This window comes from Microbacterium sp. AG238, from assembly GCF_003610405.1.
In the GTDB taxonomy this organism is placed as follows: Bacteria; Actinomycetota; Actinomycetes; order Actinomycetales; family Microbacteriaceae; genus Microbacterium.
This window is the reverse complement of record NZ_RAQC01000003.1, coordinates 37,789-64,261: the sequence shown is the minus strand read 5'-3', so window position 1 is coordinate 64,261 and position 26,473 is coordinate 37,789. Positions and strand designations below refer to the sequence as shown.

The window sequence follows — 26,473 nt, the reverse complement described above, 5'->3', positions numbered from 1 at the left end:
GGCGACTGCCGGGCGCGGGAAGAATGGGGGCGGCGCACGACGCGCCGACGAGAATCTAACGTAACGTGAGGTTTGATGGCGAATCGCGATGAGGTCACCATGCGCATCGGAGAGGTGACCGAGCGGACCGAACTGTCGTTCCGCACGCTCCGGCACTACGACGAGATCGGCCTCGTCACCCCGTCGGCACGCACCGAGGGTGGCTTCCGCCTCTACACCGAGGACGACATCGCCCGAATCCTGTTGATCCGGCGCATGAAGCCCCTCGGCTACAGCCTCGACGAGATGCGCGAACTCCTCGATGTCGTCGAAGCCCTCGCGGCCGCACCCGACGACGTCGAGCTGCGCGACCGCCTGGATTCGATCCGCGCGGGCGCCGCCGAGCGTCGCGAGAAACTGACCCGCCAGGTCGCGATGGCCGACGAGTTCCTCGAGCAGCTCAGCGACATCTGACCCGAGGATGGCGAGGATGGCGCCACCCGCCCCTGCGGCTCAGGCGTAAGCGCGATGCACGTGCCACCCGCCCTCACCGCAGTACACATCGAAGACGAACGCCTCACCGTCCGAGTCGGTGGCCTGGAAGCGCCACCCGTAGAGTCCGCGCCGCCGGTCGTCGTCCGCGGCGAGCGACCACACCGAGTCGCGCAAGCGGGTCGGGATGTCACTCACGGTCCAGCGCCGGCCCGCGTAGAACATCCGCGCGGGGATGTCGTCGACGAGCCAGAGGGTCACGTCGTGTGCGCTCGTCGTATCGGTCATGACACACGAGGATAGAACACCTCTTCGATCGTTGCTAGACGCTTCATCCGAACGGACTTTCGGTCAATACGCTGGCGGGATGGATCTGCACAGTCTCTTCGGGCTCTCCGGCCGACGCGCCCTCGTGACGGGCGGGAGCTCGGGCATCGGCCGCGGGATCGCCCGGGCGTTGGCCGCGGCCGGCGCCGAGGTCATCGTCGCGGCACGCGGATCGGACCGCGTCGACGAGACCGTCGAAGAGATCCGCATGGAGGGCGGACTCGCGGCGGGGATCGTCGCCGACCTCTCGTCCCGCGCCGGCTGCCACGAGCTCGCCGATCGGGCCGGCGACCTCGACATCCTCGTCAACTCGGCGGGCATCAACATCCGCCCTCCCCTGGCAGAACTCGACGAGCAGTCCTGGGATGCCACGATGGCGGTCAACCTCGACGCCCCCTTCATCCTCGGCCAGCGGCTCGCGCCCGGGATGATCGAGCGCGGTTACGGCCGGATCATCTCGATCAGCTCGCAGCAGGCGAGCCGCGCGTTCGCGTCGAGCGGTGCCTACGGCGCGTCGAAGGCCGCCCTCGAAGGCCTCGCCCGGTCGCAGGCGGAGGCGTGGTCGGCATCCGGGGTGACGTCGAACGTGCTGGTCCCGGGCTTCGTCCTCACCCGGCTCAACGAACGGCTCGCGAGCGATCCCGACGTGGTCACCGCTCTCGCGGCCCGCACCTTCGTCGGACGCAACGGGCGGGCCGACGATTTCGCTGCCGCAGCGATCTTCCTCGCCGGACCGGGCTCGGCGTACGTCACCGGTCAGGCGATCGCCGTCGACGGCGGGTTCTCGGTCCACTGAGGCATACCTTCCTCTGCCCATACCAGGTGAGCGCTCCCACGGGAAGGGCTCCCCTTCGCCGGATCGCTCGGACAGACTGAGCCGCTAGGCCGATCAGTACGGGAGTCGTCATGACACTGCAGGGTGAGACATCGTCGGCGTCGGCAGTCCTCGATGCGCTGTGGGCCTACGAGGCCGCGGAGGGAGCCATCCGGCTGCGGCTGCGCGACTCGATGCTGGTCTGCGAGAACGACCTCATCGCACTCGAGAAGCTGATCGAGGCGCAGAACTGCGACATCACCCTCACCCCCTCGAACATCACGCAGGAGCTCGGCATCTCGTCCGCGAGCACGACCGCCATGCTCGATCGCCTCGAGCGTTCCGGGTATCTGCGTCGGCAGCCGCATCCGTCCGACCGCCGCAAGGTGTTCGTGACGCTCGGCGACCGCCCCGTCGAGAGCCTCCGCCGATCCGGATCCGACGTGCAGCACCGCGTCGAGGACGTCATCGCCGACATGCCAGCCGGGTCCGCCGCCGTGCTCGTCGACTTCCTCTCACGCATGCGCGTAGCCGCCGAAGCCGCCTGACGCCCCTCGGCCGCGGGCAGCGTGCCGCGTGCCGCGTGCCGCGTGCCGCGTGCCGCGATGCAAGGCATCCGATCCGACACCCCGGTCCGGATGCCGCGGCCGCGGCGTGTCGCCCACGATTCCTAGCATCCGCGCACGCGGGCAGCACGACAGATCTGCCCGGCGGGCACCTCAGACGGCGGCGGTGGATGCCCGCACGACCCGCTGCGGCTCAACGATTAGATGATTCGGTCGCTGTCCGTCGACACATCGAGCACGTCGGGTTCGAGTCCCGCTTCGCCCATCGCGTCGCGATAACCGCGCTCGCGATCCACCGCCTCGTTGCGCGTACCCGGCCCCGCGATGTGGAGGATGGCCGCCGCGGCCCGCGATGCACGGCATCCGATCCGACACCCCGGCCCGGATGCCGTTCCCCCGGCGCGTCGCCCACGATCCCTTGCACCCGGGCACCCGGCAACCCGGGCACCCGGCAACCCGGGCACCCGACCGTCCCGGCTCAGCGCCTGCCGCCGAGAACCCGTGCGATCTCGCGGCGGCTCGACACCCCCAGGCGGCGCATGATGTTGGCCACGTGGTAGTCGACCGTCCGTTTCGACAGGTGCAGCAGCCCGGCGATCTCACCGCTCGTGTAGCCCTGTCCCACCGCGTCGGCCACCTTTCGCTGCTGTTCGGTCAGTCGCGCGGTCGGGTCGGCGCCCCGTGACCCGCGCTGCATCTCGGTCGTCGTCGCGGCGACGGCCTCGTCGTAGCGACGCGCGAGACCGACCGCGCCGAGCTCCAGCAGTTCGGCGCTGGCGTCTTCGTAGACGGCGAGCGCGCGCCGCGGGTCGGGCCGACCGCGCGCGCCGAAGAGGCTGTAGTGGATGCCGGCGACGACGCGCACCCACGCGCGTCCCAGCGGGTCGTGGTCGAGCGTCAGCAACGCGAGGGCGCGGTCGACCGCGGTCGTCGCCTCGGCGTAGCGCTCGTCGTGCTCGGCGAGGATCGAGATGAAGGCCCACGCGTACGGGCTCGCATCCGACCCCGGTTGCGCCATCCATGCGGTGACGCCGCGCCTGACCTCGTCGACACGGCCGAGATGCCACGAGGCGAGCGAGTTCAGCATCCGCCATTCATCGTCGCGGTACGGATGCCGGTACCCGGGCTCCGCGGCATCCTCGAGGGCGCGACGCAGTCCGGCCCAGTCGCTCAGCGAGATCGCCATCATGATCCGGGCGTGCGTGATGACCATCTGCGCGAGGAACGACGGGGTGTCGCGGCACAGCAGCGCGGCCCGGTCGAGGACGGGCCGGCTCGCCGCCATGTCGCCTCGGAGCGCGAGCAGCAGCCCGTGCACGGCGAGCGCCTGGGGTTCGAGCCAGTCGTGCTCGATCAACCCCGACGGGGGCGCCGTCGCGCGCACGACCTCGGCGGCATCGCGCCACCATCCCTGGCGCACACGCACGAACGCGAGCTCGACCTCGGCATGAAGACGCACCCCGTGCCGCCAGGCGGGCGCGAGCCGGGCTCCGCGGGCGAGGTTGAGCGCGGCTTCGCCGAGACGCCCCGACAGGTGCTCGACGCTGCCGAGGCTCACGAGGGCGAGCGCGTGGATGTCCGACAGGCTGTTGCGCATCCGCAGCGGGGCGAGGGTCTCGGTGAGTGCGCGGCGGGCGGCATCCCCCGCTCCCATGTGCTGCTCGACCATCGCGTCGAGTCCGAGCAGGTCGAACGGCACATGGGCGGGAGCCGGCACCCGGCCCTCGACAGCGGATGCCGCGGCCATGGCCGCGCGGGCCGCGTCGATGCACCGCCGCGCGTTCACCCACGACGCCGACGCGACGCTGCCGGTCGCGAGGTACGACAGCAGCATCGGCAGCAGCATCCCCTCGCTCTCCAGCGGGTCGATCGTGCCGCTCTCGGCAGCCTCATCGCTCTCGGCCAGGGCGAGGATGCGGAGCGCGGCGCCGTCGAGGTCGCCGGTGCCGATCTGCAGCATGGCCAGCACGCCCTCGCGCAGCACCCCGTCGGGCAGCGCGGTCACATCGTCCCGGTGGGCGGCGAGCATGTCGGCGCGGTAGCCCCGCATCCCGATCGAGCAGGCCAGCGCGAGGCCGTCGGGATCGCCGGCGTCGTGCGCGGCGAGCGCGGCGCGGACGGCGGTCTCGGTCTCCCGACGTCGCCACGCGGTGCGGGCCTCGTCGAGAAGAGGGGGTCGTGGCATCCGCCGCCCTTCTGTCGGCGTTCATTCTGCCAGGTGCGGGACGCTCTTCTTCACCCGGATGACGCAGCGCGATCGAGCTCGGCGAGGGTCGCTTCGTGCTGCGCGATCTCGGCAGCCATGCGCCCGTGTTCGTTGGGCCCGAGGTGGCTGAGGGGCGAGTGGTAGATGCGCGACGCGTCGTCGTCGGAACACCCGAGCAGAGCGGCCACCCGTTCGACGATCTCGGCGTCCGATTCCGCGTCGGCGACGACCTCGGCGATCGCCACGAGCGAGGGTCGCGCGGCCCGCGCGGTCCGGGCTGCGGCGATCCGCTCGGTCAGCATGCGGCGCGTCGCCGATCGCCCTCCGCGGGAATCTCGCCGCGGCGTGCGGGCCCGCCCGAGCTCGATCCGTCCGCGAGTGAGCTCGACCTGGAGCGGCTCGGGATGCGACCCGAGCTCCGGGAAGTGCACGTGCAGCCAGACCGTGCCCGGCTCGAGCTGGTGCCACACCTCGCGCGCCAGCGTCACCGCGACCCGCGCGTAGTCGCCAGGATCGAGCGGCTCCGCGGCCGGCACGCCCGAGAGCATGTAACCGACGCTGTAGCTCGCGTCGCGTGTGCGCGTGAAGGTGCCCATCGCCTGGAAGCCGTCACCGTTCGGCATCCACCGCTCCGTGCCGGTGTTGACGATGTCGACGGCGAAGTCGGTCGCCATATCGTCGTCCGCGACGATGCTCGGCCAGCGCATGACGAGACCCGCGCGCCGTTCGGCAGGGCTCGGCCGCAGGGGTAGCGCTTCGTCGTGCAGATGCAGACCTCGCTCGGGCGTCTCGGAGTACCCCTGCCCGGCGAACCACATCCCGGGGTGCGCGGGGTCGGGCGCGCCCACGAGAGACGTGCCGTCCCACTGACGCAGCACGCGCCAGCCCTCTGCGGGCAGGTCGTCCGCGTCGGTGAACGGGTCGAGCTGCAGGCCGAGCGAGGCCAGCAGCTCGTCGAGCGTGACTCCCCTCTCGGCGAGCGCCGCGGGTTCGACGGGTGTGGAACCGAGCTGGGGCAGGTCGTCCGTGGGGTTCATCCCGCCATGCTGGCAGGCGGGATGCCGCCAGGCCCAGCCCGGCGGGCGAACGCGCGAACGGGCGAAGGGCCGGGGATGCCCGCCCCGACCCTCCGCTCGTGTCGCGCGGCGCGCTGCTCAGGCCGTCAGACGAGCCCGCGACGGTGGCGACGGATGCCGACGACCGCGAGCACCAGTCCGAGCAGCAGCACCAGCGCGCCCGCTCCGGCGACGCTCGCGAGTCCGCCGGCGTCCTGTCCCGTCGACGCGAGCGGCGGGGTCACCGCCGAGGTCGCACCGGCAGTGACGACCGTCACCTGCGCCGTCAGTTCGCCATCGGGCACGACGAGCGCCACGGTGTGCGTTCCGGCCTCGGCGTAAGCGGGCACCGTGAACACTCCGGATGCGGTTCCGTCGGCGCCCACCATCAGGGTGCCCAGTCGTACCGGGGTCGACCGGAACTCGACCGCGAACACGGTCCCCGGCGCCGCGCCCGAGACGCTCACGGGCAGCTGACCGCCCGGCGCGACCTGGCTCACCCCGACGCGCAGCATCTCGGTGCCGGTCAGCGACCCGCTCGGCTCCGAACCCGGTCCGCCAGCACCGGGGCCGGCCGTGCCCGGCCCACCGGTACCCGGATCGACGGCCTTCGCCGGGATCTCGGCGGTGACGACGTCTGACACGTTGCCGGCGATGTCGATCGCCCGCACCCGCACCGTCGTGGCGGAGTCGCCGACGGCCACGGCACCGCTCACCGCTGTCCAGGCCCCGTCGCCGAGGCGGTACTCGACGAGCGCGATGCCGGAATGAGCGTCGGTCCCGCTCGGGGCGATGGTGCGGGCACGATCGTCCCACCCGGTGCTCACCTCCGGCACGACGGCGTCGCGCCGCACCTCGACGGCGAGCTCGTCCGACGCATTGCCGGCCGCATCCGTCGCGCGGAACCGCACCGTCGTCGCACCGTTCGCGTCCACGCTGACGGGAGCCGTGTACGCACCCCAGTCGCCGTCACCGACGCGCACCTCGACGGCCGGGGCCGCATCGCGGTCGTCGATGGCGGTCGCCGACACGCTCGGTGACTCGACGTACCAGCCGCTGGCCGGCGCGGCCGGAGTGACGGCGGCGGTCACGACCGGAGCCTGCGTGTCGGGGGCCACCGTGTCGGGCTGCTCCCACACCTGCCACTCCTTGATGCCGACGCTGCCCTTGCCCTGTTCGGTACCGACCGGGGTGAGGTTCAGCCGCAGGCGCGTCGTGGTGACGGGGTCGAACTCGACGGTGTTGAAGGCGTCGGTGGCCGTGCCGTACGCGCCGGTGGCCCTCACGGCGACCCAGGCCTCGGTCTCGGCATCCCAGTACTCCGTTTGCCAGTCCTTCGGCACATCGATGCCGAGTCCCTGCGCGTCGAGGTTCGAGACGAAGTAGACCCCGACCGAACCGATCCGAACGTCTTCGGGCCAGTCGTACTGCACCCACTGCGGGCTCACCTGCGGCCACACTCCCCAGACATGGGCGTTGTCGCTCGGGGTGACATCTCCCGACGACGTCGGCTGCACGTCGTCGTTCAGCCCGGCGACGGTGTTCCACGCCGCCGTTCCGGATGCCGTGGGCGCGGCCAGCAGGGCCAGGTTGCGCCGCTGGGTGCCGTCAGCCTCGGGCACGACCCGCTCGATCACCGCCGAGACGTTGCCCGCGGCATCCGTCGCCCGCAGTTCCACTCGCGTCTCGTCGAGGCCGACGAGCAGGCTGCGGGTGAGCGGCGCCCAGTCCTCGCCCTCGTCGAGCCGGTACTCGATCGAGGCGACGCCCGAACCGGCATCGGTCGCGCTCGCCTTCACGGTGCGCGACACGGCGTCGACGACCGCCTCGAGCGCGGGAGCCGTCGTATCGATGCGCACGGGCTGCGATGCGGGGTCGGAGATGTTGCCCGCGGCATCCGTCGCCCGAGCCTGCACCGTGTGGACGCCTTCGCCCGTGACCGTCACGGGCCCGATGTACGGCGCCCACGCGCCCTCGTCGACCCGCACCTCGATACGCGGCGCCGAGTCGCGGTCGTCGGTCGCTTCGACGGTGACGGCGACATCCTCCCGGTGCCACCCTGATGCGGGCGCGGCGGGTGCGACCTCGAAGGCGACGCTCGGTGCCGAGGTGTCGGCGGAGCCCTCGCCCACGGTCACCGTGGCCGAAGCGGCGGTGGTGCCGGGCAGGTCGGTCTGCACGGTGCCGCCGACGGTGAACTGACCAGGCTGAGCGTACGATGCCGCATCCACGTCGTTCCAGGTCACCGGCAGGTCTTCGCGCGATCCGTCGTTGTAGAGCACGCCGACCGTCGCCGGAAGGGCGGGTGCCATCTCCGGCAGCGTCCGGACGGCCACCGGGTCGACCAGGTTGATCTGTCCGGGCGGAGTGGCCCGCACCCACACCGTGGCCTTCGCCGGCACCGGCGAGCCCGGGACGATGCCCGACAGCGTGAAGCTGCCCTCGCCCGCGACCTGGGCGTCGGTGACGGCGGGCCAGGCGACGGTGAGGTCTGCCGCGCTGCCGTCGCCGAAGGTCGCGCTGACGGTCGCAGGAAGCTGCGGCAGCGTGCCCACCGTCGTGCGGATGTCGATCGGCTCGATGGCGACGGGCGCGTCGGCGAACACGGCCAGCTCGCTGACGGCGACCGCCGCCCGTGTCGAGCCCGTGCCCGCGGCCTCGAGCACGACCCGCAGACGCGTCGTGGTCACGGCGTCGAAGGTGACGGCGTTCGAGGCGTCTCGGGCGATGCCGTAATCCGAGGCTCCGGAGACGTCGGCCCACGCCGATCCGGTCCAGTACTGCGCCTTCCAGGCCCGAGGCACATTGACCCCGCTCGTCGAGCCGGCATCCGCCTGATCGCGCCAGAAGCTGATCTCCGCTCCCGCGATGCGCTGCGGAGTCTGCCATTCGTATTGCAGCCAGCGAGTGGCCGGGTGGTTGCCCGACCACGTACCCCAGATGTCGCTCTGGGCCCCGCCGGTGAACAGCACCTTGCCGTCGTTGACGGCGCGCACGTTGTTCCACGACGCGGTGTACTCGGCGGTGGGGAGCGCGGCGGGTGCGATGTTCTCGCCCGCGCCGGCAGGAGCCCCCTGCACCGTGACGTCGGCGAACGAGGTCTTCTCTCCGTCGGACGCGGTCAGGCGCAGCACGTACGCGCCCTCGGACGAGAACCGGGCCGTCGTGGTGGCGGCGGTCGCGTCGTCGAAGAGCACGGTGGCTCCCTCCGGCGCACTCTCGACGCTCCACTGCGCGGTGAGGTCACCGCCGGGCAGGCCGTCGTCTTTCACGGTTCCGATCAGGGCAGCCGCCCCGCCCGCTGACGCCTGGCGATTCTCCCAGGCGGTGACGAGCGGCGCCTGGTTCGTCGACTCGGGCGCCGGAAGCCCGGTGCGGAAGACCTGCAGCTCCTTCACGCCGGTCTTCGCGCCTGCGGCGTGCGCGACGGTCAATCGCACCGCGTCACCGGTGACCTCGGGGAACTGGATGCGGTTGTAGTTCGCTCGCGGGTAGGCGGGCGTCCGCGCCTGCGCCGGGATCATCGCCCATTCGCCGTTGCGCCGCACCTCGAGGGTGTAGACCGAGGGCTCGGCATATCCGGGCACGGTCGCCGACGACGAGCTGTCGTAGAAGTACACGCGGACGTCGTCGAACGCCTGCTCACCGCCGAGTTCGACCGTCAGGGCGTCGATCGGGTCGGGTGACCCGGCCGTGCCCCAGAAGGGCTCGTTGATCGTGGTGCCGTCGACCGCTCCGGCGGGCTCGCGGCTCGGCGCCGAGAAGGTCGCGGTCGCCGATGCCGCCAGGTTCGGGGTGCCCGTGCTCGCGGTCTGGATGTCGGCACCGGCCTTGGCGAAGAGGTCGACCACGCGCGCGTCGTCGGCGAACCGCACCTCTTGCGGGGACTGCACGGCGGATGTCGTCGCGGTCATCACCGACGCGTCGCCGTCGACGATCTCGACCGAGCCCGTCGCGGGATCGTAGACGACGTGGGCGAGGTCGTCTACGGTGAACGCCAGCTCGCCGTCGAGGAACACCGAGTACCCCTCGGGCACGCTGTCGCCGTAGTGCCGCTCGCCGCCCGGCTGATCCCAGGTGACCGTGAGATCGCGGTCGCGATAGCGGATGTTGTTCGCCGTGAAATGGTCCCAGCCGATCGCGATCGGGTCGAGCTCGATCTTGGCGTCGCCGCGCGTGCGCACGCCCATCGCATCCTCGATCATCGTGAAGTTCGTCGCGCCGAGGATCGTGTGGTGGATCCACGAACGGTAGTCGATCGTCTGCGGGTCGGCTGAGCCGTTCGCCCAGAACTCGTTCTGGTCGGGCAGGCGGTTGTCGCCGCCGTTCTGGTAGTGCGCCCACGCGTTCCAGTAGAGGAGCTTCTTGTACCACTCGGCGTCGATCGCGTCGGTGGGATACTCGCGCAGCACGGTGCTGAGCATCCGGAACATCACGGTCGAGTTGATGACGGAGAAGTTGTTGCTGCCCTGACCGCCGGTCGCGGCGTACGCGGCCTGGTCGGCCTGGTTCGCGGTGTAGAAGGGGAAGATCGGGTACTGCTCGTCGTCGGCGAAGAGCCGCAGGGCCTCGACGTAGTCGTCGTCGTAGTCGCTGTCACCGGGCTTCGGGACGAGGCCGACGGTGAACGGGTAGTAGTTGTTGATCTCCTTCCACGGCACGTGCTCGCCGTCGCTGGCCATCGCGTGCTCGAGGAGCTTGCGTTCGGGGTTCCAGAGCACGTCCATGACCTGGGTCTTGATGTTCTGCGCGAAGGCATCCATCTCGTCGGCTTTGGCGGTGTCGCCGGCGACCCGGTAGGCCTCGGCCGCGGCGAGCGCGTTGGAGTAGAGGTAGGCGTTCTCGGCGCGGTCCTGGTAGCCGCCCTTCCAGTGGAACGACACGGCGTCGGCGTCGTTCCCGGTCATCGCGCCCCAGTTGTACTCGATGAGCCCGTTGCCGTTGTTGTCGTAGGCGTCGACGAGGCCCTTCACGTCGTATTCGGCGTACTCTGCGAGATTCTGCGCGATGGCGGTCGGGCCGCCGTGCAGCTCGTAGGCACGCCAGGCGGCTTCGGAGATGTACTGCGTGTAGCTGTTCGACCAGTTGGCGGGGTCGCCGGGGTTATCGACGAACTTGTAGCTCTTGCTCGTCTCGCCCGCCGACACCCACGGCCCGTACGAGTAGATCGGGTCGCGGAAGTACTTGAGGTCGTCGATGAACATGCCCGTGGTGAGCACGATCGAGTTGTTGTACCCGAGCACGCCCTCCATCGCCGTCGGGAACTGGTAGGTGTTGCCGGGCATGTCGGCGTCGAGGAAGTTGTAGCGCATCAGCCACCAGCGGTAGTAGAGCGTCTTGTCGATGTTGTCTTCGGGGGTGTCGAGGTACGGCACGTTCTCGGCCCACCACCGGTTGTACGCGGTGACGTGTGCCGTGTACGCCTCAGCGGGCGTCTGTGCGCGCAGCACGTCGTAGTCGGCGCGCGAGGCGGCGATCTCGTCGGTGACGAGCGCGAGCTGCACTTTCGTCGAGACCGATCCCCCGGCTGGCACGCCGACGGTCTGACGCAGCGTCTCGCCCGCGGGGGCGAAGCCGTCGCCCGACAGGCGCGGCGTGAGCTTGGTCAGGTCGTTGAGCGCGGCGACGTGGCCGGTCAGCTCCTCGCCTTCGGCCGTCGTGGCGTACGGCGATGAGACGACCAGCTCGACGTCGACGGCGCCCGCCGTGGCGCGGACGTCGAGGTTCGTCACGAGGACGTTCGCGTCGGTGATGAACTTCGTCTGCACGACCTCGATGCCGGCGGCGGCGTTGCGGTGCACGCTGCGCCAGTAGCTCGGGGTCTGCTTGCGCTGGGCGCTGTCTTCGGTGAGGGGGATGTCGGTGCCGCCTACCCGCGCGGTGATCGTGTAGCCGGCCCGGCCGTCGATCGACTCCCAGTAGGCCAGCTGCCCGCCGAAGCCGAGCACGGACGGGTCGTGCTCCTTCATGAATGCGGCGCGACCACGGGTGAAGAGCCACTGGTTGTTGTCGCCGAAGCTGCCCGCGGTTCCGGTGCGGGCGAGCATCTCGTCCATCCAGAAGTCGTCATCGGTACTGCTGCCGGCACCGGCGGCGACGTCGCCTTCGAAGATGCGCAGCAGCTGGTTTCCCGGCGTGTAGGTCACGCCGGTGTCGGGTATGGGGTCGGGGCTACCGGTGAAGGTCGGGTAGCCGATGTCGGTGTTGGCGGCGTGCGCCGGGGCGACAGCGAAGGTCGCCGCGAGCACGGCCGAGACCGCCGCTGTGGCGATCGCGGTTCGCCCGATGCGACGCGAGGTCGTCGGAGTGCAGTCCACGGTGTCTGTTCCTCTCGGCGCCGCTCACCGATGAGCGACGCGTGCGTGGCTGGCACGCTACCGAGGGGGCGATATTCTCCGCAATCCTTTTCGGACTTTTCGCTCTAGACCGAAAAAGTCACGTCGAGAGCGTCAGCGGTGCGCGATCGTCGATCCGCGAATGACGAGGCGCACGGGCAGCTGGCGCGTTCCCGGTTCCGCCGCCACGCCGTCGATGGCCTCGAACAGGCGCTGGGCCGCCTGACGACCGAGCTGCTGCAGGTTGGCGTCGACGCTGGTGAGCGGCGGCCGCGCATTGGCGGCGACGATCTCCCAGTTGTCGTAGCCGATGACGGCGAGATCGCCGGGAACGTCGCGACCGAAGTCGCGCGCGGTGTCGAGCACGCCGCGGGCGATCTGGTCGGAGCCGCAGAAGATGGCGTCGATGTCGGGATGCCGCTCCAGCAGCATCGCCGCGGCATCCCGGCCCCAGTGCTCGGTCCACGCGGCGAAGAGGGGCTCGCCGACGAACTGCAGCCCGGCATCGGCGAGCGCGGCGCGCGCGCCCGCGAGGCGATCTTGGGCGGCGGCATACGTGGGGTCGCCCGAGATGTGGGCGATGCGGGTACGCCCGCACGAGAGCAGATGCTCGATCGCGAGCCGCCCGCCCGCGTGATTGTCGGGCGTGAGCGACATGTCGCGCGGGTCGTCGGAGGGCGAATAGGCGTACACCACCGGCACCGGAAGCTCCTGACCGAGCGAGGGCCGGGGATCGGTCTGGCGCCCCACGACGATGATGCCGTCGACGCGCCGGCTGAGGAGGGCGCGCAGGTGGTGCTGCTCGCGGATGGCGTCGCCGCGGGCGTCGCAGAGGAAGACGTTCACCTGCCCCGCGCCGAAGGCGTCTTCGGCGCCCATGAGGATCGGCAGCACGAAGCGGCCCTCGAGGTCGCTCGTGAGCAGTCCGACGGTGCCGGTCCGTCCCGCCAGGAGGCCGCGCGCCATCGCGTTGGGCGTGAAGGTCAGCTCCTCGGCCGCGGCCATCACACGCCGGCGAGTGCCGGCCGCGACATCGCCGCGCCCGTTCAGGGCTTTGGATGCCGTCGCGATCGACACCCCCGCACGCTGGGCGACGTCGCTGAGGGTGGCGGCGCGGGCCGGGTCGGTCGAAGGCATCCTGATCCGTTTCTCCATCGTTATCCATGGGCGTCTTGACGACGACCAAGTCTCACGTTACCTTCCCGAAAGGGATTTCGGTTTTTTCGATCCCGTCCCACCGGCGGTGCCCGCCCGAACGGCGCAGCCGCTCAATGAAGAGCAAGAGGAGACTGCAATGACCCCATTCCGGCGCCGCCCGGCGTTCCGGGCCGCGACCGCCGCGCTCGTCGCCGGCGTCCTCGTCGGCGGACTCGCCGCATGTTCGACCAGCGGGGGCGGCACCAGTGCCGCGCCGGCCGACATCCCGGCCGCGGGCACCGACGACGGCACGACACTGACGCTGTGGACGCGAGCGCCGCTCGAGCGGCAGGCCAAGCTGCTCGTCGAGGCGTACAACGCCAGCCACGAGAATCAGGTCGAGCTCACCGTCGTGCCCAACGACGACTACGTCGCCAAGGTCGGTGCCGCCGCCGGCTCGGGAGGACTCCCCGACCTGTTCGCCGCCGACATCGTCTACGTGCCGAACTGGGTCGAGCAGGGCCTGTTCCAAGACATCTCGGCGCAGATCGACGGCCTCGACTACAAGGACGACATCAACCAGGGCCATCTGTCGGCCGGCACGGTCGACGGCAAGGAGCACGTGCTGCCGTTCGTGCTCGACCTGTCGATGCTGATGTGGAACAAAGAGCTGTTCGCCGAGGCCGGACTCGACCCCGACAAGGCCCCCGCCACGCTGTCGGAGTTCGCCGAGGCGGCCGAGGCCGTGCAGGGGCTGAACAAGCCCGGCGTCTCGGGAACCTCCACGGGCCTGAACTGCGGCGGATGCCTCGTCTTCACGTGGTTCCCCTCGGTGTGGGCATCGGGCGAGCAGGTGCTGAGCGACGACGGCACCGAGTCGCTGCTGGCCGGTGACGCCGCGCAGGAGGTCTACAAGACCTGGAAGGACCTCGAAGACGCGGGCGCTGTCGCTCCCGGTTCGGCCGACGAGACCGGCGCCACGTGGGTCGCGGGCTTCCAGGAAGGCAAGGTCGGCGTCATGCCGTTCCCGGCCACCCTGCTCTCCGGCCTCGACTTCGAGGCCGGAGTCGCCGGCATCCCCGGTGTCGACGGCGGCGCATCGACGTTCGTCGGCGGCGACGGCATCGGCATCTCGAAGGACTCGAAGCAGTCGGCGCAGGCATGGAACTTCCTGTCGTGGCTGATGTCGGAGGACGCTCAGGTCGAGGTGCTCGCGAAGGACGGCAGCGCCGTATCGCGCGGTGATCTCGCTGAGAACAGCTACGCCGCGGCCGACCCGCGCCAGGTGACGATCAACCAGGTCGCCGCCGAGGGCCAGACGCCCGTCGCCCTCAACTTCCAGCAGGCGTTCAACGCTCCGGGCAGCCCCTGGCTCACGCTCGTGCGCAACGCCGTGCTCGAAGGCACCTCGACGGTCGACGCCGACAACGACGAGATCACGGCGATCCTCGGTCAGTGATACCCCCGGGGGCGCCGCCGCGCAGGTGGCGCCCCCATCCTCCGAAAGGAATGTCGTGGCACTCTCCGTCACTTCCACGCGGCGCCCGCGCTACCGGCGCACGGCGCTGAGCGGGCCGCTGCAGGGCTGGCTGTACGCCGCCCCGACGGCGCTGTTCGTCATCGCGCTCTTCCTCATCCCCCTCGTACTGGTGCTGCAGATGTCCGCGTCGGACTGGCCGCTCCTGCGCGGCAACATGGGGCCGAACTTCCCGACCAACTTCGCCGAGGCGCTCGATCACCGGCTGTTCTGGGACTCGGTGCGGTTCACCCTGATCTACACCGCGATCACGACCGTGCTGCTCATCGGCCTGGGGCTCGGACTCGCCCTGCTCGTGCAGGAGTCGACCGCGTGGAAGGGCTTCCTCCGCACCGCGTTCCTGCTGCCGAGCGCACTGGGGCTCGCCTCGGCATCCCTGCTCTTCTACGTGCTCTACTCGCCCATCGCGGGCCCGTTCGCGGGGCTGATGGAGTCGTGGGGCATCACGTTCCTGGGTACGCCCGACGGCGCCCTGTGGTCGACAGTCTTCCTCATCGTCTGGCGGTACGCCGGCTTCTACATGCTGCTGCTGCTCGTGGGCCTGCAGGGCATCCCGGAAGACGTCTACGAGGCCGCCCGCATCGACGGCGCGTCGCGCTGGCAGATCTTCCGCGACATCACGGTGCCGCTGCTGCGCCCGACGTTCGCGCTGACGACCGTCATGTGCGTCACCGGCTCGCTGCTGGCGTTCGACCAGTTCTACATCCTGACCAAGGGCGGCCCCGACAACAGCACGATGACCGTCGTGCAGCTCATCTACAACATCGCGTTCCAGGGGCAGAACAACCTCGGCGTCGCCGCGGCGCTGTCGGTGATCATCCTGCTCGCCCTGGTCGTCATCAACGTCGTGCAGCTGCGCGCGTTCCGTCGCCCCGAGGAGGCCTGACATGGCTTTGACCGACGCCCCGGCGGGCTCCGTCCCGCCCGCCGCTCCCGACACCACTCGGACGATCGTCGCTCCCCAGCGCCGGACGCGCGCGCACCGCCGCCCCACGGGACGCCTGCTGTGGGGCATCCCCTCGACCGTGTTCACGGGTGCGCTGGCGATCATCTTCCTGTACCCGCTCGTGTGGACCGGAGTCGCCTCGGTGAGCCCGCAGGCCGGCACGAGCCAGTCCGACGGCTGGGGGTTCGGCAACTACGTCACGCTCGCCAACTTCCAGTCGGGCATCTGGGTCTACCTCGGCAACTCGCTCTTCGTCTCGCTGCTGACCGTCGCGCTGACGCTGCTGGTGTCGTTCTTCGGCGGGTACGCCTTCGCGCGATTCCACTTCCCCGGCAAGAACATGCTGTTCCTGCTGGTGCTGGCGATCCTCATGGTGCCGTACGCGACGCTGCTGATCCCGCTGTACGTCATCCTCAACGCCGTCGGCCTGCAGAACTCGCTCGTCGGGGTGGCGCTGGTGCTGACGATGTTCCAGCTGCCGTTCTCGATGTTCATGATGCGGATCTCGTTCGAGTCGGTGCCGCGCGAGCTCGATGAGGCGGCGCTGGTCGACGGATGCACGAGCCTCACCGCGCTGTGGCGCGTGATGCTCCCCGCGGTCAAGCCCGGCCTCATCACGGTGGGCCTGTTCGCGTTCCTCACCGCGTGGAACGACTTCATCGCACCGCTCATCCTCATCAACGACACCTCGCGCATCACGTTGCCCCTGGCGGTGGCGAACCTGCGCGGCCAGACGATGGGCGTCATCGACTACGGGGTCACCGAGGCCGGTGTCGTCGTGCTCGCGCTGCCCTGCATCGTGCTGTTCCTGATCCTTCAACGTCACTACGTGCGCGGCTTCATGTCGGGCGCTTTCAAGGGATGACCATGTCGACTACCTTTCCCGCACATTCCATCGGCTCGGCGGCCTCCGCGGTCGCTGCCGCCCCCGTCGTGCCCGCTCGTTCCCGGCTGCGGCCCCTCGGCCTGCACGAGGTGCGGATCACCGGAGGCTTCTGGGGCGAGCGGCAGCGCATCAATGCCGCGCACACCCTCGGCCATGTGCTCGGGCGCCTCGAATCGGAGGGCTGGCTGCCCAACTTCGATCTCGCCGCTGCCGGCACCCTGCCCGCCGGACGCCGCGGGCGCGAGTTCTCCGACTCGGAGGTCTACAAGTACCTCGAGGCCGCGGCCTGGGAGATCGGCCGCAGCGACGATTCCGACCTCGACGCCACGCTGCGCTCCGTCGTCGCCCGCGTCGCAGCCGCCCAAGAACCCGACGGCTACCTGAACACCCGGTTCGGCCGCCCCGGCCAGCAGCCGCGCTGGTCAGACCTCGAGTGGGGGCACGAGCTGTACTGCCTCGGCCATCTGTTCCAGGCGGCCGTGGCTCGCGAGCGCACGCGGCCCGGGGCGGACGACGGCTTGCTCGGCATCGCCCGGCGCGCCGCCGACCTCGTGTGCGAGGTCTTCGGGCCGAGCGGCATCCCGGCATTCTGCGGGCATCCTGAAGTCGAGACGGCACTGGCCGAACTCGCCCGCGTGACCGGAGAAGAGCGGTACCGCGAACAGGCGGAACTGTTCATCGAGCGGCGCGGACACGAGACGCTGCGCGACATCGAGTTCGGGCGCACGTACTTTCAGGACGACGTGCCCGTGCGCGACGCCGACGCCCTCGCGGGCCACGCCGTGCGCGCCAACTACCTCGCCGCCGGAGCGGTCGACGTGGCCGTCGACGCGGACGACGACGAGCTGCTCGGCGCCCTGCGAAACCAGTGGGCCCGCACCCGGGGCCGTCGCACCTACATCACGGGCGGTCAGGGGTCGCACCACCAGGACGAGGCGTTCGGCGACGACTGGGAGTTGCCGCCCGACCGCGCCTACTCCGAGACGTGCGCCGGCATCGCGTCGATCATGTTCTCATGGCGACTGCTGCTCGCCGAGGGGGATGCCGCGTACGCCGACCTCATCGAACGCACGCTCTACAACGTTGTAGCGACGTCACCGGCGGCCGACGGTCGCAGCTTCTTCTACGCCAATACGCTGCATCAGCGCGTGCCCGGCGTCGAGGCGGATCCCGAGGGCACGTCGCCGCGTGCGTCATCGTCGCTGCGCGCGCCGTGGTTCGAGGTGTCGTGCTGCCCGCCGAACGTGGCGCGAACGCTCGCGAGCCTCGACGCCTACGTGGCGACCGCCGACGACGAGGGCGTGCAGCTGCACCAGTACGCACCGTCCGAGATCCGCACGACCCTCCCCGACGGCCGCATCGTGTCGCTCGACGTGCAGACGGCGTACCCCGCCGACGGCGTCGTGCGGGTGACCGTCGGCGAGGATGCCGGTGGCGCGTGGACCCTGTCGCTGCGCGTGCCCGAATGGGCCGAGGGGGCACGCCTGCGCGTTCGGGATGCCGCGGGCGCGGTGACCGACGATGACGCCGTCTCGCCCGGCCGCGTCGAGGTGCGCCGCGACTTCCGCGCCGGCGAGGTCGTCGCGCTCGAGCTGCCGATGACGCCGCGCCTCGTGGTTCCCGACGCTCGCATCGACGCGGTCCGCGGTTGCGTCGCGGTCGAGCGCGGCCCCGAGGTGCTGGCGCTCGAGTCGACCGACCTGCCCGGTGGCGCCGACGTCGGCCGAGCCACCATCGCTCGCGATGCCAGCCCGGTCGAGCGCGATGGCCGGGTGTGGCTCCGGGTGGGCCTGCGGCCCGACGAATCGGACGGATGGCCATATGGCAACCTCGCAGCGAGCGCATCGCCCGGTGACGTTCCGGGCGATCTCGTGCCCCTCGTCGCGTACCACGATTGGGCGAACCGCGGCCCGTCGACGATGCGGGTCTGGCTGCCCGTGGAGTGAGTTCCGCCCGGCTCGTGCGTCTCGCTGACCCCTCACGAGCCGGGCGTTCCCTCGGTAGGGTGCGGGCAGGTCGCACCGACGGAGGAAGAGTCAGCATGGGCGGAGCCTCGGAGCGCACGGGCCGCACCCCTCGGATGGCCGTCGGGGCCGCTCTCGTCGCGGTCACGGCGCTACTCGTCTCGGGCTGCGCCGGCGCACAGCCCGAAGAGGCGTTCTCACCGCGCTGGGAGACGACGTTCGATGTGACGACGCAGGTCGTGGCATCCGGCGACGGAGTCGTCATCGTCGCCTCCGAACCGGGGCAGACGCTCGCGGCGCTGAACACGCGCAACGGCGGCACGAGATGGAGCCTGCCCTTCAGCCCGATGCCTTCTGCCGTCACGGTGCGCGGCGACGTCGTGACGGTGCAGCAGCGGCTCGAATCGGGCGTGCACGTCTCGGCGGTGAGCGCATCGACCGGCAACACGATGTGGAATCGCACCGCGAACGGCGGCTCTGTGATCGGCGCGTTCTCTGATGGCCGGGTCGCCACGATGCGTGACGACGCCGTGTCGATCACCGATGTGGCGAACGTCCGCACCGACGAGCCGTGGATGCCGCAGAAGTCGTGCTCCGTGGGAGACGCCAGGCTCTCACCGGGCAAAGAGCCATGGTTGGCAGTTCTCGAGGTGTGCGACGAAGAGCCGTCTCACCTCGTCCGTTTGGATGATTCCCTACGAGAGGTTTGGCGTTCACCGACGGCGACCGCGACCCGGTTCGACTTCATCGACGGCCTCGTCGCGGCGAGCGATGACGAGGCGAACCTGTGGATCGTCGGCGACGACGGCACGATCGTCCAGACGCTCTCCGGCTCGATCCCGCCCGGCACTGCCGTGGTGCACCGCGCCATCGAAGACGACGTCGTCGCGGTGTCTGGCTCGGGTGAACTGCATCCGGCTGCGGGCTACCTGCGTGTGAAGAACGCATCAAATCTCGCCGTACTGAGTGTGGTCCGCGTCGGCGACGGACCCGACACGACGTTCGCGACGGTCGTCGGCCGCGCCGGTGAGCTCACCCCGCTGGCGGGTGACAACTACCTGCTCTCGCGCCAGGTCGGCGGCGCGACGGTACTGACGCTGTGGCGCTGGCAGACCGGTGGCCCACTGCCCGACGACATCCGCTCGTGGCCCGACAGCTTCGCGGTCGACGCCGGTTCCACCGGACGCCTGACGGCGACAGCGGTCGGCGACCCGGGCGATCTCGAGTTCGCCCTCGTCGACGGTGCCGTCGGCGCACGCTTCGCCACCGTTCACGCCACCGCCCTCGCGACCGCCGCATCCGCGCGTGCCGCGTTCGAGCTGACGAGATCGCCCGACGACACGATCGACGACACGGCTGTCTCCGCGACGGATGCCGCGGAGACCGTTCGTCGCGCAGACGGCACGGTCACCGCGGTCCGCGGCGCGTGCCTGGTGTCCGTGCGTCTGGACGCAGCACCCCTCACCGCCGACGATGAGGCGAGCCTCCTCGACGCGATCTTCGAGGCCGAGTCATCGGAGGCCTGCGACGAGTGATGCGAGGCTGAGGCCGCTACGCGCAGACCCCTGGTACGAAATACGAGTCGCCCGCTTAGGTTCGAACAAATTATTCCTCCGCTGACCAGCCTGTTTCAGCGCATGTCCACCGCATGGGGGACTTAAGCTACGCCTATGAAACCGATACCATCGGCACGGGAGGGGCGCCCGTTAGCTCGGTGATCCTGATTTCATATGCACGACACAAGCGCGGCGTACGATCCCTCTCTCAGCAACTCATCGCGAACCGCCCGGGAGGATGTCATGCCGTACGACTCCCCCACCGCGCATGCACCGGCTGCCTCGTCCGCTTCCGACACGTTCGGCGAGCCGTCCACATCCGGCGCGTCGGCGGATCGCGATGAGCACCCCGCCGCGGCTCCGGCTGCGGCCGCGTACCGCGGTCCTCGTGATTGGCGACGCCGGTACGCATCGCTGCTGCGGCTGACCGATCTGCTCGTGCTGGTCTGGGTCGTCTACGGAACGCAGATCGCCTGGTTCGGCTTCGGCAACGCACAGGTGTCGATTCGCGAAGACTCGCGCATCACCGACATCTCTTATTGGCTCTTCTCCGGGGGCCTGGTCGCCGCGTGGATGTGGACGCTCAGCCTCGCCGACACCCGCGACCACCGCATCATCGGCGCCGGGGCGGAGGAGTACGCGCGCATTGCGCGTTCGAGCCTGTCGCTGTTCGGCGTCATTGCGATCCTCGCCTTCCTCGCGCGAGTCGACGTCGCCCGCGGATTCCTGCTCATCAGCCTGCCCGTCGGCATCGGGATGCTGCTGTTCTCGCGGTGGCTCTGGCGGCAATGGCTCGTCGCGAAACGTTCGGTGGGCGAGTACTCCGCGCGCGTGCTGCTCGTGGGTTCTGAGGCATCCGTCACCTACCTCGCACGCGAACTTCAGCGCACCCCCGGATCGGGATACCGGGTCGTCGGGGCGTGCGTTCCCTCGGGTCGTGTCGCCGGCACCGTGGAGGGCACCGGCATCCCCATCATGGGAAGCGTGGATGCCGTCGCTCAGGCCATGGCGGCCACCGGAGCCGACACCGTCGCGGTCACCAGCACCGACGAGCTGCCGCCCGATAAGGTGAAGCAGATCTCGTGGGGCCTCGAAGCCGGTCGTCAGCATCTCGTGCTCGCGCCCAGCATCATCGACGTCGCCGGACCCCGCGTTCAGACGCGGCCTGTCGCGGGCGTGCCGCTCATGCACGTCGAGACACCGAAGTTCAGCCGAGGACAGCTCTTCTTGAAGCGCACCGTCGACATCGTGGCCAGCGTCATCGGCGTGGTTCTACTCAGCCCGGTGCTGCTGTTCCTGGCACTCAGCGTTCGGCTGTCGAGCCAGGGGCCGGTGTTCTTCAGGCAGACGCGAGTGGGCCTGCGTGGGCGGGAGTTCACGATGCTGAAGTTCCGCACGATGGTCGTGAACGCAGAAGACATGCTCGAGGCTCTTGCCAAACAGCAACGGGATGCCGGCAACGAGGTGCTCTTCAAGATGAAGAACGACCCCCGCGTCATCCCCGTCGGCCGCGTCATGCGCAGGTTCAGCCTCGACGAGCTGCCCCAGCTCTTCAACGTCATGGGCGGGTCGATGTCGCTCGTCGGCCCGCGCCCGCCGCTGCCGTCGGAGGTGGCGAAGTACGCAGACCATGTGCACCGCCGCTTCCTCGTGAAGCCCGGCATCACCGGTCTCTGGCAGGTCAGCGGGCGGTCCACCCTCTCGTGGGAGGACTCGGTTCGCCTCGACCTGTCGTACGTTGAGAACTGGTCGCTCGTGAGCGACCTCGTCATCATCGCGAGGACCGCCCGCGCCGCGCTATCGCCCGGGGAGACCGCCCATTGATAAAGGATGAGACCGGGAGAGCATGAAGTACTTCGTCACGGGCGCGGCCGGATTTGTCGGGTTCCACCTCTGCCGGTCGCTGCTCGCCGACGGCCACGAGGTATATGGGTTCGACGGCATGACGCAGTACTACGATCCCGCACTGAAACGGGCGCGACTGGATCAGCTCCTCGACTATTCGCGATTCGTCTGGACGCGCGGAATGTTGGAGGATCGCGAGCGCCTGCTCGCTGAGGTCGAAGGCGCGCAGCCTGACGTCGTCGTCCATCTGGCGGCCCAGGCGGGAGTGCGATACAGCATTGATCATCCCGAGAGCTACATCCAATCGAACCTCGTCGGAACCGCCAACGTCCTAGAGGCGGTACGACGCACGAACCCGAGCCACTTCCTCTTCGCGTCGACATCGTCCGTCTACGGCGGCAACACGAAGATACCGTTTTCGGAGACAGACCCGACCCGTCAGCCCCTGTCTCTGTACGCGGCCACCAAGCAGTCTGGCGAAGCGATGAGTCACTCGTACTCACACCTCTTCAACATTCCCACGACATGCTTCAGATTCTTCACGGTTTACGGCCCGTGGGGTCGTCCCGACATGGCGCTCTTCAAGTTCGTCGAAAAAATCGAGAACGGCGAGCCCATTCAGATCTACGGGGATGGGCGAATGAGTCGAGACTTCACCTACATCGACGATCTGGTTAAAGGCATCCGACTTCTAGCGGAGAGGCCGCCCGCGACCGATGAGCCCTGTGTCCGCGGCGATACGCGCGACTCGGTGTCAGCGAACGCGCCATGGCGCATTGTGAACATAGCGGGTGGTCGACCGGTCGGACTACTCGAATTCGTAGACGCGATCGAACGCTCCCTAGGGATCGAAGCCGTGCGCGAGTTTCATCCGATGCAGCCCGGTGACGTACGCGATACGCGCGCGGATGCCGGCCTGCTGAGCGCTCTCACCGGTTTTGTTCCCACAACCACCATCGATGAGGGCGTCGATGCTTTCGTGCAATGGTTCCGGTCCTATAGAGGGCGACCGTGAGAGGCGTACCCAGCAGAGGGAAACGGCACGCACAACGACGAGACCGAGTCACCGTAGGACGACGAGAAAACAGAATGACAAACCGCTCCCCTGAAGTACGGGTTCTCGTGGAACCGATCGACCCGCGGAAGCCGAAGCCTGGCGGCATCGACACATGCATCCGGGGACTACTCAAGTACCACCCAGAAAACATGGAGCTGCGGCTCGTCGGGATCGACTCGACCGGCGACACTACTCTCGGCGAATGGCGTGAGGAAACGATCGACGGCCGACGATTCTGGTACCTGCCGGTCTACCGAGGTGACAACACCGTCATCCGCCCGCGAGTGCCCCACGTCGTGAGTCTGGTGCTTGGCACGATCAGGCACCGACGCAAGCTAGCCGAGCTCGGCAGTTACACGCTCCAGACACACAGAGTCACGACCGGGTTGGGGCTGCGGAAAGCCCTTCGCCCGGCATCGAGCATTCAGTTCGTTCATAACGACGGCGACGACAGCATCACTCTCGGCGATGAGTCCTACTTCAAGCGCGCTAGGCGGCTCTTTGCGTTCATGGAACGCGCCGCCGTGCGGGCATCCCAAGATGTGGTCGTCTTCAATCGGGCTGCCGCCAGCCGCCTGAGCGCTTGGGGCGGGCACGTGCGATTCTCGCCGACGTGGTACGACGATGAGTACTTCTACCCCGCCGATCCGCCCCCGGCTGAACGGACCTCAATGGTATGGGTCGGCCGTTTTGAAGCGACGAAGGATCCGCTACTCGCCATCCACGCCATGTCCAGCCTGCCCCCTGACTACCAGCTCACGATGATCGGCGGGGGCTCGTTGTTGGAACACGCCCGAACCACCGTTGACGACCTCGGTCTAGCTGAGCGAGTCCGAATCATCGGCCCCGTGTCGAAACAGGAGGTAGCCGAGAGATTGCGCTCTTCCGAGCTACTGCTCATGACATCGCAGCACGAGGGATTCCCCCGAGCAGTGGTCGAAGCGCTTGCGAGCGGGTTGCCCGTCGTTACGACTGCCGGGGGTGAGCCCAACGGACTCGTGAGAGAGGCGTACAACGGGACCCGGATCAGCAAACGCTCGGCCGCGGCGGTCGCGGACGCCGTGCTGCGTGCAGCGTGGTTGACGCAGAACGACGCGAGAGAGTCTGTTGCTCAGCTCAGCGCCTCTTCCCTCGTGCCGTACGTTCTGACTCCCTCGAGAACACAGGAGACCTGGTGACCACTCGCGTAGCGTTCGTCATACCGTCGATGTTGGGCGGGGGCGCGGAGTTCGTGACGACGACATGGGCCCAGGAGCTCGTCGACCGGTCCTACCAGGTCGAGATAATCCTGCTGCGCGCGCGCCCCGACGAACCGGAACCGCCTCGTGGAGTGGACGTGATCGTGGGGGCGCATCTCGGAGACGGACGGCGGGCTGAGGCACGAGCCATAGAACGCTATCTCGCGAGCGATCCGGCAGACATCGTCATCTCCATGATGACCCGCGCGAACATTCAGTTGCTCCGCGCCGCGCGAAGGCGAGGTGGGGGGCGTCCCATCATCGGCATCAGCGAGCGGAACATGCCCTTCGCCGAGAAGAACCACTCCGCACTCCACCTCGCCGCTCGCAATCTCGCGTACCGCTACTACTATCCCCGCGCCGATTTGTTCATCGCGATCTCACATTCGGTCGGGGCCGCGTTCTCCGTTCTGAGCGGTCTCGATTCCGAGAAAGTGTGGGTGGTGCCGAACCCCGCGCTCGGCAAGGTGCACGACAGACCGAGCCCCTCCGCCGCCTCCGACGCGGCGGGGCTCACCCTTGTCGTCCCCGGCAGACTCGTCGACAAGAAGCGACCCATGCTCGCTGTGGAGATCGCAGATCGTGTCTGCGAGGACGTCCGCTTGGAGCGCGTGATCTTCTTCGGCGACGGACCGCTCCGGAGTGACATCGGGCGCCTCGAACGGAGCTACGTTATCGAGACGCCCGGACGCGTCGAACGGTGGTTCGAGGGCTTGCCCCCCGGGTCGGTCTGCCTTCTGCCTTCAGAGGTCGAGGGTTTCGCGAATGTCCTTCTCGAGGCGAGCAGCCAGGGAATCGCTTGCGTGGTCGGTTCCACTGCGTACGGGAGTTCGGACGCCATAATCCCGGGTGTCACCGGCGAGTTCGCTCGTACTGACGGGGTAGACGAGTACGTCAGGGCGGTACGGGCCGCCATGACCCTCACCGTGGCGCCTCCAGCGGCATGGCTCGACGTGTTCGGCACCTCAGCGAGCGTGGACGTCCTCGAGCGCGCTATTCACGGCACGATGCAGCGATCCTGACCTGCGTTACTACCTCCGGGCGCCCAGCCGGCTCGAACGTCGAGTCTCCGGCACGCCGTGCGGGGTGCTCGACCAGGCATGACCGGAGTGGCGCAGTGCCTCGCGCGTTCGTCGCAGGCCCGCGTGATTCACGTCCGGATCACCCTCGGATAGTTCCAAGCCCGACCCGTTGGGCGACCAACAGCCGATGACAAATGGGAAAGCGAACGCCAGGATGGCCGGGTTGGAGTCCAACGCGTTGAACCCCGAGAGGGAGACGACGAAGCTGGCCAACCCGCCGACTGCCCACGCTCGGGAGTGCTTCACTCCCCGAACCGCGGTGAATGCGACGGCACCCAGCACCACCGCGCTCAGAGCACCCAGCGAGATCATCAGTTGCAACACCGAGTTCTCGAGGACCAGACCCGGGAAGTTCGTGGAGTACACGTCGACCGATCGGCCGGGGCCGTACCCGGTCACCCCCGCCGTGCCGAAAAGTCGCAGAGCCCGATCGAACATCGCATCCCGATAACTGATCGAACCGGTTCCGTCTGCGCTCGCTTGGCGTCCTTGCAGGAGGTCGGAGTTCCACGCCAGGACGATCACTGCCCCTCCCACGAGTAGGGCAGCAACGGCGCGCCACCTCGCTCTGGCGTCTTTCGATAGCGATTGGACGAGCACGGCGACGACCACCCCGGCGGCAGTGGCGACCAGCCCGGTACGCGATACCGAGAAGATGAGTCCCACAGCGGCCCCGCTCATGCCGGCGAGCGCCAACAGCCGCCCCCCTCGCCTGTTCATCGCCACAGACGCGGAGAGTATGGACGCTGAGGCCAGCGACAGCACCAGCGGGTGGCCGAAAGACAGATTCGCGCGATCTACCGACCACGTGCGGTCGCGGTAAACCTCCGTATAAATGAGATCCCAGGGGTTGAGCCCCAGCACGAGCTCTCCTATCGATCCGAGGCCGATGAACACGCCGACGAGCAAGAGGTGCTTCTGAAGGAGCGCGAGATCGAGGTCTGACTCATCCGACACGACCGCGGCTCTGACGGCGAAGGTGCCCGCAACCGCGAAGACTGCGATCCACAAGAGTGAGGACTGCAGCGATTGCCCCATCAGCGCGGAGATGAACAGAGCAGCGAGCAGGACCAGCCCACCCGCCTCCACAAGCGCCGGAACCCGACGAGTACGCTCCGCCTTCGTCAGAACGCGCAGCTCCCATATGAGGATGAGGATCAGTGCCGGGGTGAAGTAGCGCCCCACCAAGCTCGGCAGGGTCGTATACCCGAGGGGGAGGAGCACCAAGGACCAGAGCGCGAGCACAGGCAACGCACGCCGCGGAAGGGTGAATGCGACGACGGCCAGCAGGAGAGCCGCGGCGAGCCCGGCTGCGACTTCAATCATGACCGTCCATCGAGTCGCGCTGCCCTCTCCACGAACGCGAAGCCCGCGCTAGCTGTGACCCCCTGCACCCGCCCCACGACGGCAGTAGAGTGCAGACAACACTACAGATCGTAGCGGGCACACCA

At 69.0% G+C, this 26,473-nt stretch carries 18 protein-coding genes; 12 read left to right on the top strand and 6 right to left on the bottom strand.

The genetic code is table 11. The features are described from left to right. Positions 1 to 75 precede the first annotated feature (75 nt). Complete coding sequence (locus tag DEU36_RS15465) at positions 76 to 453, top strand: MerR family transcriptional regulator (RefSeq protein WP_120265234.1); 378 nt, start codon at positions 76 to 78, stop codon at positions 451 to 453. A 39-nt stretch (positions 454 to 492) separates the two neighbouring features. On the opposite strand, the gene DEU36_RS15460 is transcribed toward DEU36_RS15465, so the two are convergent. Next, positions 493 to 759 carry a hypothetical protein gene (locus DEU36_RS15460; RefSeq protein ID WP_120265233.1) on the bottom strand — a complete coding sequence of 89 codons (267 nt, stop codon included), beginning with the start codon at positions 757 to 759 and terminating at the stop codon, positions 493 to 495. A 79-nt stretch (positions 760 to 838) separates the two neighbouring features. Here DEU36_RS15460 and DEU36_RS15455 point away from each other — a divergent pair, with 79 nt between their 5' ends. Next, positions 839 to 1,594, top strand: coding sequence for an SDR family NAD(P)-dependent oxidoreductase (locus DEU36_RS15455; RefSeq protein WP_120265232.1), 756 nt, complete (start codon positions 839 to 841; stop codon positions 1,592 to 1,594). A gap of 110 nt (positions 1,595 to 1,704) precedes the next feature. After that, positions 1,705 to 2,160, top strand: coding sequence for a MarR family winged helix-turn-helix transcriptional regulator (locus DEU36_RS15450; RefSeq protein ID WP_120265231.1), 456 nt, complete (start codon positions 1,705 to 1,707; stop codon positions 2,158 to 2,160). Positions 2,161 to 2,656: 496 nt separating this feature from the next. Here the strand turns inward: DEU36_RS15450 and DEU36_RS15440 are convergent, their stop codons facing one another. The 4 genes from DEU36_RS15440 to DEU36_RS15425 all read right to left on the bottom strand — a co-directional run bounded on the left by DEU36_RS15440 (position 2,657) and on the right by DEU36_RS15425 (position 12,911). After that, complete coding sequence (locus DEU36_RS15440; RefSeq protein ID WP_120265229.1) at positions 2,657 to 4,363, bottom strand: LuxR family transcriptional regulator; 1,707 nt, start codon at positions 4,361 to 4,363, stop codon at positions 2,657 to 2,659. Positions 4,364 to 4,413: 50 nt separating this feature from the next. Beyond that, on the bottom strand, positions 4,414 to 5,421 hold the full coding sequence (locus DEU36_RS15435) for a hypothetical protein (protein WP_120265228.1): 1,008 nt from the start codon (positions 5,419 to 5,421) through the stop codon (positions 4,414 to 4,416). A gap of 125 nt (positions 5,422 to 5,546) precedes the next feature. Continuing rightward, a complete protein-coding gene (locus DEU36_RS15430) occupies positions 5,547 to 11,756 on the bottom strand; it encodes an OmpL47-type beta-barrel domain-containing protein (protein ID WP_120265227.1) in 6,210 nt (2,069 codons plus the stop codon). Positions 11,757 to 11,888: 132 nt separating this feature from the next. Beyond that, positions 11,889 to 12,911 carry a LacI family DNA-binding transcriptional regulator gene (locus DEU36_RS15425; RefSeq protein ID WP_120265226.1) on the bottom strand — a complete coding sequence of 341 codons (1,023 nt, stop codon included), beginning with the start codon at positions 12,909 to 12,911 and terminating at the stop codon, positions 11,889 to 11,891. A 157-nt stretch (positions 12,912 to 13,068) separates the two neighbouring features. On the opposite strand from DEU36_RS15425, the gene DEU36_RS15420 reads away from it, so the two are divergent. The 9 genes from DEU36_RS15420 to DEU36_RS15380 all read left to right on the top strand — a co-directional run bounded on the left by DEU36_RS15420 (position 13,069) and on the right by DEU36_RS15380 (position 24,962). Continuing rightward, positions 13,069 to 14,370: a sugar ABC transporter substrate-binding protein gene (locus DEU36_RS15420; RefSeq protein ID WP_120265225.1), complete on the top strand. Its 1,302-nt coding sequence runs from the start codon at positions 13,069 to 13,071 to the stop codon at positions 14,368 to 14,370. Between the two features lie 55 nt (positions 14,371 to 14,425). Beyond that, positions 14,426 to 15,334, top strand: coding sequence for a carbohydrate ABC transporter permease (locus DEU36_RS15415; RefSeq protein ID WP_259455410.1), 909 nt, complete (start codon positions 14,426 to 14,428; stop codon positions 15,332 to 15,334). Between the two features lies 1 nt (position 15,335). Next, positions 15,336 to 16,259, top strand: coding sequence for a carbohydrate ABC transporter permease (locus DEU36_RS15410; protein WP_220700952.1), 924 nt, complete (start codon positions 15,336 to 15,338; stop codon positions 16,257 to 16,259). A gap of 2 nt (positions 16,260 to 16,261) precedes the next feature. Further along, positions 16,262 to 18,226: a glycoside hydrolase family 127 protein gene (locus tag DEU36_RS15405; RefSeq protein WP_120265224.1), complete on the top strand. Its 1,965-nt coding sequence runs from the start codon at positions 16,262 to 16,264 to the stop codon at positions 18,224 to 18,226. A 95-nt stretch (positions 18,227 to 18,321) separates the two neighbouring features. Then, positions 18,322 to 19,779, top strand: a complete 1,458-nt coding sequence (locus tag DEU36_RS15400) for a PQQ-binding-like beta-propeller repeat protein (RefSeq protein WP_120265223.1) — start codon at positions 18,322 to 18,324, stop codon at positions 19,777 to 19,779. A gap of 264 nt (positions 19,780 to 20,043) precedes the next feature. Then, a complete protein-coding gene (locus DEU36_RS15395; protein WP_120265222.1) occupies positions 20,044 to 21,624 on the top strand; it encodes a sugar transferase in 1,581 nt (526 codons plus the stop codon). 22 nt (positions 21,625 to 21,646) lie between these two features. Then, on the top strand, positions 21,647 to 22,660 hold the full coding sequence (locus DEU36_RS15390) for an NAD-dependent epimerase/dehydratase family protein (RefSeq protein WP_120265221.1): 1,014 nt from the start codon (positions 21,647 to 21,649) through the stop codon (positions 22,658 to 22,660). A gap of 107 nt (positions 22,661 to 22,767) precedes the next feature. Beyond that, positions 22,768 to 23,880, top strand: a complete 1,113-nt coding sequence (locus tag DEU36_RS15385) for a glycosyltransferase family 4 protein (RefSeq protein ID WP_183045437.1) — start codon at positions 22,768 to 22,770, stop codon at positions 23,878 to 23,880. Continuing rightward, positions 23,877 to 24,962 carry a glycosyltransferase gene (locus DEU36_RS15380; protein ID WP_120265219.1) on the top strand — a complete coding sequence of 362 codons (1,086 nt, stop codon included), beginning with the start codon at positions 23,877 to 23,879 and terminating at the stop codon, positions 24,960 to 24,962. Before DEU36_RS15385 ends, DEU36_RS15380 begins: the two co-directional genes overlap by 4 nt. A 9-nt stretch (positions 24,963 to 24,971) precedes the next feature. On the opposite strand, the gene DEU36_RS15375 is transcribed toward DEU36_RS15380, so the two are convergent. Beyond that, positions 24,972 to 26,348 carry an O-antigen ligase gene (locus DEU36_RS15375; RefSeq protein WP_120265218.1) on the bottom strand — a complete coding sequence of 459 codons (1,377 nt, stop codon included), beginning with the start codon at positions 26,346 to 26,348 and terminating at the stop codon, positions 24,972 to 24,974. Positions 26,349 to 26,473 lie beyond the last annotated feature (125 nt).